Annotated in this window: 10 protein-coding genes and 1 tRNA gene; 5 read left to right on the forward strand and 6 right to left on the reverse strand. The window is 62.2% G+C overall.

Translation table 11 applies throughout. The annotated features are described in order from the left end of the window. The first annotated feature begins 22 nt into the window (after window positions 1-22). Window positions 23-475: a hypothetical protein gene (locus BP38_RS0102355; RefSeq protein ID WP_026986414.1), complete on the forward strand. Its 453-nt coding sequence runs from the start codon at window positions 23-25 to the stop codon at window positions 473-475. 472 nt (window positions 476-947) lie between these two features. Beyond that, entirely contained in the window at window positions 948-2,078 is a 1,131-nt protein-coding gene (locus BP38_RS0102360) for a type III PLP-dependent enzyme (protein ID WP_026986415.1), read from the forward strand. Between the two features lie 67 nt (window positions 2,079-2,145). Here the strand turns inward: BP38_RS0102360 and BP38_RS18605 are convergent, their stop codons facing one another. The 5 genes from BP38_RS18605 to BP38_RS0102385 all read right to left on the reverse strand — a co-directional run bounded on the left by BP38_RS18605 (window position 2,146) and on the right by BP38_RS0102385 (window position 7,622). Then, window positions 2,146-2,955, reverse strand: a complete 810-nt coding sequence (locus BP38_RS18605; RefSeq protein ID WP_051608874.1) for an N-acetylmuramoyl-L-alanine amidase family protein — start codon at window positions 2,953-2,955, stop codon at window positions 2,146-2,148. A 66-nt stretch (window positions 2,956-3,021) separates the two neighbouring features. After that, a complete protein-coding gene (locus tag BP38_RS18610; RefSeq protein ID WP_051608875.1) occupies window positions 3,022-3,690 on the reverse strand; it encodes an ABC transporter ATP-binding protein in 669 nt (222 codons plus the stop codon). After that, window positions 3,687-4,466 (reverse strand): ABC transporter ATP-binding protein, encoded by a 780-nt coding sequence (locus tag BP38_RS0102375; protein ID WP_026986416.1) that lies wholly within the window; start codon window positions 4,464-4,466, stop codon window positions 3,687-3,689. Before BP38_RS0102375 ends, BP38_RS18610 begins: the two co-directional genes overlap by 4 nt. Continuing rightward, window positions 4,463-6,343 (reverse strand): ABC transporter permease, encoded by a 1,881-nt coding sequence (locus BP38_RS0102380; RefSeq protein WP_026986417.1) that lies wholly within the window; start codon window positions 6,341-6,343, stop codon window positions 4,463-4,465. The genes BP38_RS0102375 and BP38_RS0102380 overlap by 4 nt, the downstream gene beginning before the upstream one ends. A 73-nt stretch (window positions 6,344-6,416) precedes the next feature. Continuing rightward, on the reverse strand, window positions 6,417-7,622 hold the full coding sequence (locus BP38_RS0102385) for an ABC transporter substrate-binding protein (RefSeq protein WP_026986418.1): 1,206 nt from the start codon (window positions 7,620-7,622) through the stop codon (window positions 6,417-6,419). Window positions 7,623-7,769: 147 nt separating this feature from the next. Between BP38_RS0102385 and hrpB the strand changes: the two genes are divergently transcribed. The 3 genes from hrpB to BP38_RS0102400 all read left to right on the forward strand — a co-directional run bounded on the left by hrpB (window position 7,770) and on the right by BP38_RS0102400 (window position 11,970). Next, a complete protein-coding gene (gene hrpB / locus BP38_RS0102390) occupies window positions 7,770-10,310 on the forward strand; it encodes an ATP-dependent helicase HrpB (RefSeq protein ID WP_026986419.1) in 2,541 nt (846 codons plus the stop codon). 18 nt (window positions 10,311-10,328) lie between these two features. Continuing rightward, window positions 10,329-11,804, forward strand: a complete 1,476-nt coding sequence (locus BP38_RS0102395; protein WP_245602296.1) for a mannose-1-phosphate guanylyltransferase/mannose-6-phosphate isomerase — start codon at window positions 10,329-10,331, stop codon at window positions 11,802-11,804. A 91-nt stretch (window positions 11,805-11,895) separates the two neighbouring features. After that, window positions 11,896-11,970, forward strand: a tRNA-Thr gene (locus BP38_RS0102400). Window positions 11,971-12,043: 73 nt separating this feature from the next. Here BP38_RS0102400 and hspQ read toward each other — a convergent pair. After that, window positions 12,044-12,373: a heat shock protein HspQ gene (gene hspQ / locus BP38_RS0102405; RefSeq protein WP_026986421.1), complete on the reverse strand. Its 330-nt coding sequence runs from the start codon at window positions 12,371-12,373 to the stop codon at window positions 12,044-12,046. Window positions 12,374-12,377 lie beyond the last annotated feature (4 nt).

The raw sequence follows: 12,377 nt of genomic DNA on the forward strand, positions 1-12,377 counted from the left end.
CAGAAGCAGGGAACAAACAGGCATGAGAAAGCTCTACAGCACCTCCCTGCTTCTGCTCCTCTTGGCCCTGCCCGGCTGTGGCGGGCCGGCGGTTATGCTGGCCTCGGCTGCCCTGGGTGCCTTGGGCGGGGTCGGGGTTGGCGGTTCTTCGGGCACGGAGCCCACCGGAAACTCCTACAGCTACCGCAGTCCGAATATGGCCTCCGATGCCCAGAATGGGCACCGCGTCGACGAGTCCATCAGTCAGGCGCTGCAGATCTCCGATCAGGATGTGACTTCAGCCTGTAAGCAACGCCTGCCGGAGGAGTCGAATCTGCCCCTGGCCGCAGGCGAATGCGAGGTGCGCATGACCTGCCTGCCCGGCGCCAAGATGCCAATGCGCATGCGTGTCTGCATGCCGCTGGACACATCGGCCGCGGATGAAATCACCGCTGATTCAGAAGCAGTCTCTCGTGCCCCGGGGCAAGCGCTTTAAAGCCTTGACCGGCCGTTGTTTCCTGGCAGTCGGTCACACCACCCAAAAGAATTTATCCCTGACATAAAAAGCTGTTGCGCAGACTCTCAAAAGGGATTATCTGCACACTTGAACCGTATTCGCACGTGCCTCTGGCCGGGACAAACAGCCTGGCGAACGCAACGACGTGACGCGGCTTTTTTGGTCTCGCCGGCCCTCCACCCGTCGGCCTTACCGAGAGAGACGAATTACATCGCTGCCAGGGCGTGCGGAGCCGGGATTTCCCGTCCGATAAAAACTGGCGTCAGAAAGAACCAACCGGTTGGATCCGTTCCTTCTGGCGTCGGTCACGTACCGCAGTCACTTTCACGTGCTTTGCGACAGGCCTGTCCTGTGGCGAAGCTGGAACGTCAGCCAGTCCTCCACCGCACTGGCGTTCCCTGGTCGCACTTATTTGCACGGTTTTACAGCCGACCTGCTGAAAGGGACAGCCATGACCCCGAAGATTGCCCACTTCCTGAACGACGCCCAGCCACCCACCCCCTGCATGGTGCTGGACCTGGATGTCGTGGCCGAGAATTATCGCCGCTTTACCGTCGCCCTGCCCGACACCCGCATCTATTATGCGGTCAAGGCGAACCCGGCGCCGCAGATCCTGGGACTGCTGACACAGCTCGGGTCCTGCTTCGATGCCGCCTCGGTTGCTGAAATCGAGATGGTGTTGCGCGCCGGCGCGGACGCCTCGCGCATTTCCTATGGCAACACCATCAAGAAGGAATCCGATGTCGCCCGTGCCCATGCCCTGGGCGTGGACCTTTTCGCCTTCGACAGCCAGCCGGAGCTGGAAAAGATCGCACGGCAGGCCCCCGGCGCGCGCGTCTTCTGCCGCATCCTGACCTCGGGCGAGTCGGCCGACTGGCCGCTGTCTCGCAAGTTCGGCTGCGAACAAGACATGGCCGAGTCCCTTCTGGAGCAGGCCCGCGCTTTGGGTCTGACCCCCTATGGAATTTCCTTTCATGTGGGCTCGCAGCAGCGTGATCCGCAGCAGTGGGATGCAGCGCTTGCCACAGCCGGCCGTTTGTTCCGTCGACTGACCGAAAAGGGCATCCATCTTCAGATGGTTAACCTGGGGGGTGGTTTCCCCACGCGCTATCTGAAGGAGATTCCGACCGCCGAGGCCTATGGGCATGAGATAATGGAGTCCCTGCGCCGTCACTTCGGAAACCGCATTCCGGACACCATCATCGAGCCCGGGCGCGGCATGGTCGGAAACGCCGGCGTGATCCAGAGCGAAGTGGTCCTGATCTCCCGCAAGTCGGAGGCCGACGAGCGTCGCTGGGTTTACCTGGACATTGGCCGCTTTGGCGGGCTGGCGGAAACCGAGGGCGAGGCCATCCGCTATCCCATCGCCACACCGCGCGACGGCGAGCAGGTTGAACCGGCAATCCTGGCCGGACCGACCTGTGATTCCGCCGATGTCCTGTACGAAAAGGTTCCCTATGACCTGCCGATCAGCCTGACCATCGGGGACAAGATCCTGATCCAGGCAACCGGGGCCTATACGACAACCTATTCCTCGGTGGCCTTCAACGGATTCGACCCGCTGGCGGAACACTACATCTGAATCCTGGACATCATGACGGGACACCGGAAAGCGCCTGCTTAGGTGCCTTCCGGTGCGCCCGGGTTCGTCAGTAACTGCCGTTCCGCTCGCGCAGGAACAGGCCGGCCACCTGCCCGATTTCGCGGCCCAGGGTCCAGGCGATCCGACGACGGGACTCTGGGTCAGCCAGCAGCTGCTCGTCCTGCGGGTTGGTGAGGAAACCCGTTTCCAGCAGCACGGAGGGAACTTCCCCGGAGCGCAGGACCGCAAAGTTCGCGGAACGACGTGGATTGTCCAGCAGGCGCAGGTCCTGCGCCGCCCCTTCCACGATCAGGCGCTGGGCGCGGCGCGAGTCCTCCCTGGCGATTCGCCGGGCAAGATCCATTAGGATCGCCGCCGTGCGGGAGTCCGTGTTTCGCAGATCTATGCCATAGATCTCGTCCACCGCGTTTTCACGCTCGGCCAGGGATTCCGCGAACTCGTCCGAGGCGTTCTCGGCCAGGGTATAGGCCGACAGGCCGCGTGCATTGCGGTTGGGAGCCGCATCCGCGTGGACGGAGATGAACAGGTCGGCCTGCAGCTCGTGCCCGATCTGCACACGGTCGGGCAGGGCCAGGGAATCGTCGCCTTCGCGGGTCAGGGCCACATGATGCGGCAGTCGGCCATTCAGAAAACGGCGCACCTCCTGACAGATGGCCAGGGTGACATTCTTCTCCAGGGTCCCTGCCCCGCCAATCGCGCCGGGGTCGCGCCCGCCATGTCCGGGATCCAGCACGATAACCGCTCCTTTCGGCTTGGCCGGAACCAGAGGCGGCGCCTCAGCCTGTGCCAGCCGGGAGGACAGGCTTCCCAGAAGCGCGGAAGCCAGCAGGCCGGTGAAGAAGGTTCGTCTATACACCGCGAAAACCGACTCCGTTAAGAACTCATTCTCACGAGGGTTAACAGGAAGGGGTCTGCCGTCAAGTCAAACAGCCGACTTACCGGCTGCGAGCGCCCGTCCCCGGTCCATGCGATAGCTCCGGTCAATCAGTCCTTCGGCAAAGGCCGGATTCTGTTCGGACAAGAGGACCGTCAAACCTTCCTGCTTCAAAGACAGGATCGCCTGTCTCATTTGCTGCACGACAACGGGAGCCAGCCCCTCCGAAGGTTCGTCGAGCAGAAGCAGACGCGGATTCCCCATCAAGGTTCGTGCGATGGTCAGCATCTGCTGCTCCCCCCCGGACATCTCCCCTGCCCGCCGCTCATAGAGCTGCTCCAGTTTGGGGAACAGGCTGAAGAGCCCATCCAGGGACCAGGCCACCCTGTCGTTCTGTGGCGGACGCTGCGCCACGGAGAGGTTCTCGCGAACCGTCAGGCCCTGGAAGACGCGCCGGTCCTCAGGCACATACCCAATTCCCTGGCGTGCGATCTGGTACTCGGCCAGTCCGGCGATTTCCTGCCCATCGAATTGCATGCGTTCTGCGGACCGCGTGACCAGTCCCATGATCGCCTTCAAGGTGGTGCTCTTGCCGCTGCCATTGGGGCCAAGCAGGGCAACAACCTCGCCTGTCTTCACCTCAAGAGCGACATCGAAGAGCACCTGTGCGCGGCCGTACCAGGCCTTCAATCCCTGAACTTCGAGCAGGCTTGTCATGACTCCTCCTGCCCGTCCGGGTCTATAGGCACCTCAAGGCTGCCCAGATAGACCTGTTGAACCGCGGAGTGGTCCTGGACCTGCCGGGCGGTCCCATCCGCCAGGACTTGCCCCTGGTCCAGGACCAGGATACGGTCTGCATTGCCGAAGACGACCGACATGTCGTGTTCCGTGAAGAGGACCGACATGCCCCTCTCCCGGACAAGCCGGACGACCTGTTCCATTAGTCCTTCCCGCTCCTCGGGCGCCATGCCGGCGGTCGGCTCGTCCATCAGCAGCAGGACAGGATCATGGGCCAGGGCCACGGCCAGCTCCAGCCGCTTGAGATCGCCATAGGCCAGCGTGCCGCAGGTGCACTCGGCCACTTCCTCCAGACCAAGCTGCGTCAGCAGGGACAGGGCCTGGTCCCGATAGAGCCGGTCTGCGCGCGGCCAAAGCTGCCGCAGGCGCCCATGATGGGAAATGAGGGCCATCTGCAGATTCTCCACGACACGCATGGAGGCAAAAGGTGCGGCAATCTGGAAGGTGCGGCCAAGCCCCAGGCGCCAGACCTTGCGGGGCGGCAGGCCGGTAATCTCCCGCCCCTGGAAGAACACCTGACCCGAATCCGCCTGTAGTTGGCCATTGAGCAGGTTGAAACAGGTGGTCTTTCCGGCGCCGTTGGGGCCGATGAGGGCGCGAAGTTCCCCCTGGCTCACGTTAAAGGAGACATCCTGCACGGCATGGACACCCCCGTAGGCCTTGTTCAGCCCCTTGACCTCCAGGACCGGGTTCATGGCCGCCGTCCCGGCAGCCAGGCTGCCATCTCACGCCCTGCTCCGGCCAGTCCACGGGGGAAAAGAATGCACAGCCCCACGATCAGAAGCCCCAGCAACAGACGCCAGTAATTGGTCAGGCTGACCAGCTCGGCCTTCAGGCCGGTGAAGATGGCAGCGCCCAGGATCGGTCCCGTCAGGGACTGAACGCCCCCAAGCAGGACCATGGCCAGGGCATCGACGGATTGGGGAATGGCCATGGCATCGGGCGAGATGCTGCCTTTCATGAATACGAACAACCCTCCGGCCACTCCGGCGAAGACACCGGCGAGCGTAAAGGCAAGCCAACGCTGCAACCGGACATCGATGCCGATGGCCTCGGCACCCAGGGGCGAATCGCGGCCGGCCCTGAGTGCGTAGCCGAAGGGCGCATAGGCAAAACGCCGCAAGAGGAACAGGCAGGCCAGACAGATGGCAAGGACCAGATAATAGAAGCTGGCACTGTCCGCGGCCCATTCCGACGGCCAGACGCCCAGCAAGCCGTTGTCGCCGCCAGTCAGCCCCTCCCACTGGAAGGCAATGGACCAGGTAATCTGGGCAAAGGCCAGGGTCAGCATGGCCAGGTAGACGCCCGACAGGCGCACGCAGAACCATCCGAAGAACAGGGCGCCCGCGGCGGCCAGGAAGGGGGCCGCCAGCAAGGCGAGCTCCATGGGAAGGGCAAGCGCCTTGAAGGCCAGGGCGGCCCCATAGGCGCCCAAGCCGAAGTAGGCGGCATGTCCGAAGGAAATCACCCCGCCCAGGCCCATGAGAAACTGCAGGGACGCCGCAAAGAGGGCGAAGACAGCCATTTCCGTGAACAGGTAGAGACTGTAGTTCCCCGCCCCCAGGATCGGAAGCAGGCAGAGAATCAGAATACCAAGAGCCATGACCGCTTTCAGCCAAAGGCCCGGCCTTCGCAAGACCGTGGCCTCCACCGGCAAGCCACCCTTGTGCAGGCGCTCCGGACGGCCCAGCAATCCCCAGGGACGCACCACCAAAACGACGGCCATGACAATGAAGATCGACACCAGTTCGAGCTGCCACATGGTGATGCCCAGAACGGACAGTTCGGCGTTCGCAACAGCCAGTGTCCGGATCAACGACACCAGGACAGCGGCCAGGTAGGCGCCAAGTATCGACCCCATTCCGCCGACGACCACGACCACGAAGACCGAAGCGATGATCTGCATGTCCATGGACAGATTGGCACTGCCTTTGGGCAACTCCAGGGCCCCGCCCAGACCGGCAAGCAGGGAACCAAGCGCAAAGACCGCTGTCAGGATCCAGCGCTGGTTTACGCCCAGCGAGGCCAGCATTTCCGGATCCTCGGTGGCGGCGCGCACCAGGGCGCCCCAACGGGTTCGATTGAACAGGGTCCACAGGACAAGCAGGACAAGTGGCGCCAGGAGTATCAGGAACAGGTCATAAACCGGAAACCGATGTCCCAGAAGCAAATAGGCGCCGTCCAGTCCCGGAGGTCGCACGCCGAAACGATCCTGCGGCCCCCAGATGGCCAGTGTCACGTCCTGCACGATCAGGACCACGCCAAAGGTTGCCAGCAACTGGAAGAGCTCGGGCGAGCGATAGAGTCTTCGCAGGATCGTGATCTCCAGAAGACCGCCGATCAGGCCGACAGCCAGCACGGCAACCAGCACGGCCAGCCAGAACCCTCCTGCCTGGCCGCCCCAGAGGGCAACCAGGCTGACGGCGATATAGGCCCCCAGCATGTAAAGACTTCCGTGCGCGAAGTTCACGACACGGGTGACCCCGAAAATGATTGTCAGGCCGCTGGCCACGAGGAAAAGCGAGGATGCACTGGCCAAACCGGTCAGCAACTGGATGATCAGACTGTCCATACCTCTCCAGGCTTTCCGCTCCGCGATGAAGGTTGCGCTGAAGGCGCCAGACCACAGTCTCTAGCAGGAAAGCTCAGTCCTCTTCGCCGCGCAATTCGCGGACCGTCTCGTCGGACGGCAGGTAATCCGCACCCGAACCGTAACGCCAGTCGACCATGCGGGGCTTGCCATCCTGCACGGTCAGGCGGCCGACAAAGGTTCCCATGTCGCTTTGCTGGTCAATTCCGCGATAGGTGATCGGCCCAAGCGGCGTCTCAATCTCCATACCGCGCATGGCCTTGATGACAGCCTCGGTCTCGACGGTGCCCGCCGTCTCGATGGCCTTGGCCAGCGAATGCAGGGCCACATAGCCGACAACCGAACCGAGACGTGGATAGTCGTCGAAACGTTCCTGATAAGCCTCCAGGAAGGCATTGTGTTCAGGAGTGTCGATTGCGTACCAGGGATAGCCGGTGACGATCCAGCCTTCGGGCGCATCTTCGCCCAGGGGATCGATCCATTCCGGCTCGCCGGAGAGCATGGAGACGACCTCGCGGCCCTCGAACAGGCCGCGGACCTCACCCTCGCGCACGAAGCGCGCCAGGTCACCGCCAAAGGTCACGTTGAAAATGGCATCGGGCTTGGCTTCCTCCAGGGCCTGGACAACCGAGCCGGCATCGATCTGTGCCTGAGGCGGCCACTGCTCGGCGACGAATTCGACTTCGGGATCCAATTCTTCCAGCCGGCTCTTGAAAGCCTCCACCGCGGAGCGGCCGTATTCGTAGTTGGGTGCTACGGTTGCCCAGCGCTTGGCATCCAGTTTGGCGGCTTCCTCGGCCAACATGGCCGCCTGAACATAGGTTCCGGGCCGCAGCCTGAAGGTATAGTCATGTCCCCCGTCCCAGACCAGATTGTCCGTCAGTGGCTCTGCTGCCAGGAACAGGACTTCCTTCTGTCGCGCGAAATCCGAAACAGCCAGGCCAACGTGGCTGAGCAGGGTCCCGAACAGAAAGTCGGCCTCTTCCCTGCTGACCAGTTCATTGGCCACTGTTATGGCGTCTGCGGGACTGGCCCCATCATCGCGACTGATCACGCGCAACTGGCGCCCGAGTACACCGCCATCCTCGTTGACCTCCTCCAGAGCCATCTGCCAGCCATCCCGATAGGGATGCGTAAAGGCGGCATATCCCGTATAGCTGTTCAGGTCTCCAAGACGGATTGGCTCTTGGCTGAGAGCGGCAGTCGTGGTCGCAAGCAGCATCGCAAGCGATGCCGCTGCCGAGAGCAGAAATCGTTTCATGGACCAGAGCATCCCATTTTGTGACCAGCCACTGTTGGCATTTTATGGCATGTTAACGACTGAGCCGCACAGAACAAGCACGGGTACATGACCCGCTTCATCTCTTTTGGATAAGGCAGGCACCGTCACAGGATTGCCACTCCCCGAATGACCGTAACCGCCTTCGAAAGCCCGTCCCTTCCGATTCACGACATCCTGCCCGAACTGAGTGAAGCTCTAGCGGCCGCCCCGACCGTGCTCCTGAAGGCAGCCCCCGGCGCCGGCAAATCAACCATAGCGCCGCTGCATGTCCTGCAAACTGCATCATGGCTGAAGGGGCAATCGATCCTGATGCTGGAGCCCCGCCGCCTGGCGGCCCGTGCGGCCGCGCTGCGCATGGCCGACCTGCTGGGGGAATCCGTCGGACAGACCGTGGGGTATAGTACGCGTCTGGAACGGAAGGTTTCCAAGGAAACGCGCCTGGAAGTGGTCACAGAAGGCATCCTGGTTCGCAGGCTGCAGAAGGATCCCGGACTTGAGGGCATCGGGCTCGTCATCTTCGACGAGTTCCATGAACGCAACCTCCAGGCCGATCTTGGCCTGGCGCTCTGCCGGGACCTGAGTACGGCACTGCGTCCGGATCTGAAACTGCTGATTATGTCGGCCACGCTGGAAACACAAGCCTTGCAAGCAGCGCTTGGACAGCCGCCACTGGTCGAGACGGCCGGCACTGGCTACCCCGTGTCCACGCAATACCTTCCCGTGAAGATGCGTACGCGCCAGGAGATCTGCAGCGCTGTGGCGCAAGCCGTGGCGCAGGCTCTGCAGGAGACCAAGGGCAGCATCCTGGCCTTCCTGCCTGGTGAAGCGGAAATCCGGAGAACGCTGGCCCTGCTTGGGGAACGACTGGAGTCTCATGCATCCGTGCAGCTGCACCCCCTTTTCGGCAGCTTGCCATTCGCACAACAGAAGGCCGCCCTTGCGCCAAGCACGCCGGGGCAGCGCAAGGTGGTGCTTGCAACCAACATCGCCGAAAGCAGCCTGACCATCGAGGGCATTTCCACAGTGGTGGACAGCGGACTGGCCCGCAGGCCGACCTTCGACCCTGCCACCGGTATGACACGACTGGAAACACAACCCATCTCGCGTGCCTCCGCCGAACAGCGCAGGGGCCGTGCCGGTCGCCTGGAGCCAGGGACCTGCTATCGGCTCTGGCCCGAAGGACAGGATCGCGTGCGCGTTGACTTCGACCCACCGGAGATCAAGACAGCCGATCTGACTGGACTTGTCCTGGAAATGGCTGCCTGGGGATGTCTTGCCGCGAATGACCTGGACTGGATAGACCCGCCACCCGAGGCGGCCCTTGTCCGGGCCCGGGATCTGCTTGTGCAACTGGAGGCCATCAGGCCCGACGGCTCGATCACGGCACACGGACGACAGATTGCGGAGCTGGGACTGGAGCCGCGCTATGCCCACATGATACTCGCGGCCCGAGACTTGAGAGCGGAACGAACGGCCTGTGACCTCGCCGCGCTTCTGAGCGAGCGCGACATCCTGCGACGCAAGCCCTCTGGAATGGTTCCGAGCGATTTACGGCACCGCCTGGAACTGCTGGCGGAGCCGTATCGGGACAAGGGCCGTCGCGAAACGGACGGCGGCGCAGAAAAGAGCTGCCGCAGAACCTGCGAACAGCTGCGCCAGCGCCTGAGCATGGGTGAAGGCCAGTCCCTGCCCTCCATGGCAGGACGCCTGGTGGCGCTTGCCTATCCCGAACGCGTTGCCCAAAGACGCAAGGGCCAGGCCGGACGATTCCTCATGCGAAATGGGCGCGGTGTCGAACTGCCCGAAGACGACCCCCTGGCACAGGAGGACTGGCTTGCCATCGCCCATCTGGACGGGCGCAGCGGTGACTCACGGATCTTCCTGGCTGCCGCAGTGACTCGTACAGACCTGGAAGAGCTCTTCGAGTCCGATATCGAGCAGAAACGGCGTGTGGAATGGTCCAGCAGGGAGAACGAGATCCTGGCACGCGAAGAGCGCTGCCTGGGCGCCCTGGTTCTCAGCCGTCAGAAGATAAAACAGCCAACGCCTGAGGAAATGACGGCGGCCCTGCTTGCAGCCATCCATGACAAGGGCCTGCGCACCCTGCCCTGGACGGAACGGGCGCGCAGCCTTCAGGCACGCATACTCTTTATGCGCCGGCTTGAACCGGAGGGTGGCTGGCCGGCTGTAGAGGATGGCATCCTGCTGGCACACCTGGATGACTGGTTGGCACCCTATCTGGTGGGCCTACACAGCCTTCAGGAACTGCAGGAGCTTGATATCGCCGCCATACTCCACAGTTTCCTGGACCAGGAGCAGGTCAGGCGGTTGGAGGATGAGGCGCCGGAACGGATCGCGGTTCCCAGCGGAGCCTGGCGTCCGATCGACTATGAACCCGAGGAGGGACCGGTGCTGGCGGTCAAGCTGCAGGAAATGTTCGGAGCAACGCGCGCTCCACAGATAGCCGGCGGGCGCCTGCCCTTGACGCTGCACCTGCTGTCCCCAGCCGGACACCCGCTACAGGTGACCCAGAATCTCGAGACCTTCTGGAAGGACGGCTACCGTCATGTCCGGGCCGAGATGCGCGGGCGCTATCCCAAGCATCACTGGCCCGAAAATCCCCTGGAGGCTACCCCTGCAACAGACACCAGGCGGGCCAGACCCTAGGAGAAATTGGAACAGGCGATGATGACCGAGAAAGCAGGCCCCTTCCCACTCCAGCCGGTCATTCTGTCCGGAGGTTCCGGCACCCGGCTCTGGCCGTTGTCTCGGGAATCTCATCCCAAGCAGCTCCTCCCACTACAGCATGAAAGCTTGAGCCTGCTGCAGCAGACCGCAGGACGCGTATCGGCGAGCGAACTGTTCCTGCCGCCGCTTCTGGTCGCCAGTCACGACCATCGCTTCCTGGTCGCCGAGCAGCTGCGTTCCTGCGGCATCGTGCCGGACAGCATCCTCCTGGAACCCATGGGGCGCAACACGGCTCCTGCCATAGCCGTGGCAGCGCTGCACTGCCATCGCCAGGATCCGGCCAGGATCCTGGTCATCCTGCCTGCCGATCATCGAATCGACGATGAAGAGGAATTTCAGCGCGCGGTTCAGGTGGCCGCGACCTCTGCTGCGGCCGGCAGTCTTGTCACACTGGGCATCACACCCGACCATCCGGAACCGGGCTATGGCTACATGAAGATGGGGCCTACCGATGAAACTGTCGCAGGCGTCTGGCACCTGGCCGGCTTTACCGAGAAACCCAGCCTCGCAGTTGCCGAATCCTACCTGGAGGCCGGGAACTATCTGTGGAACAGCGGCCTCTTCATTGCCCGTGCCGATACCCTGTTGCGTGAACTTGCACACTACGCACCAGAGGTGCTCGAAGCCTGCCGCCTGAGCCTGGAGGGCGCTGAACGCGATCTCGACTTCCTGCGGGTCGGGGAAGAGGCTTTCCAGCGCGCGCCCGCCATTTCCTTTGATTACGCGATCATGGAGCACACCACACAGGGGCGCGTCGTTCCCTGCGATCCAGGATGGAGTGATCTGGGAAGCTGGCAGGCCCTCTGGAAGGAAGGGTCCAGGGACAGTGCAGGAAATACGATCCGAGGACGGGTTGTAGCTGATGGAGTCAGGAACAGCCTGCTCCACAGTGATGACAGCAGATTGCTCGCCGCCGTCGACCTTGAAGACATGCTCGTCGTCACCACAGCCGACAGTGTCCTTGTGGCCCCATTTCAGGCAGGCGGGAAGATCGGACAACTGGTTGAGACCATAAAGCTGCAGGGGCATCCCGAAGCCACGGAATACCCCCTGTGTCACCGCCCTTGGGGCAGCTATGAAACCCTGGCAGAGGGCGGTGGCTTCAAGGTCAAGCGAATCATCGTGAAGCCTGGCGGCACCCTGTCGTTACAATACCATCAGCACAGAACCGAGCATTGGGTCGTGGTCAGTGGCGAAGCCAGCATCCTGAAGGCGGACAGCCAGCACGTCCTTCAGGAAAACCAGTCCCTCTATATTCCGGCTGGCACGCCTCACCGCCTGTCAAATATAAGCGATGCTCCCCTGACCCTGATCGAGGTCCAGTGCGGCGCCTATTTGGGTGAGGACGATATCGTCAGGCTGGATGACATTTACGGTCGCAAGGTCCCGGAAGCACCATCGCGAAATTCCTGAGCATGAAAGAAATTACGGCCTTGTTTTCCTCGCACCCGAGTGGCATTTTCCCCGCCACATCGAACGGCATAATCGCCGTTCACAAGGAAATGCCGCCGTAGCTCAGGGGTAGAGCACACCCTTGGTAAGGGTGAGGTCGAGTGTTCAAATCACTCCGGCGGCACCATTTTCCAGCAGAATCAGCACAAAAAAGGCAGCCCTTATGGACTGCCTTTTCGTTTTTACACGCTTTTAACACGTCAGTGTGTCGGATGGCTTTTGGGGCGGTAACGCCCTTCCTCCATCTCGGTAAAGAATTCGCCTACCTCGGGGTGCGAGACTGGGCGACCGCTTCCATCGTGCTCCAGGTTCTGTTCCGAGACATAGGCTGTGTAGGTCGTCTCGTCGTTCTCCGCCAGGAGGTGATAGAAGGGCTGGTCCTTTGAGGGGCGCACCTCCTCGGGTATTGAAAGCCACCACTCTTCCGTATTCGAGAATATGGGATCAACATCGAAGATGACCCCGCGGAAGTGATAATGGCGATGCTTGACGATATCGCCGATCGAGAATTTTGCGGTCCGTATTGTCATGAAA

The sequence above is a fragment of the Fodinicurvata fenggangensis DSM 21160 genome (genome assembly GCF_000686045.1).
GTDB lineage: Bacteria > Pseudomonadota > Alphaproteobacteria > Kiloniellales > DSM-21159 > Fodinicurvata > Fodinicurvata fenggangensis.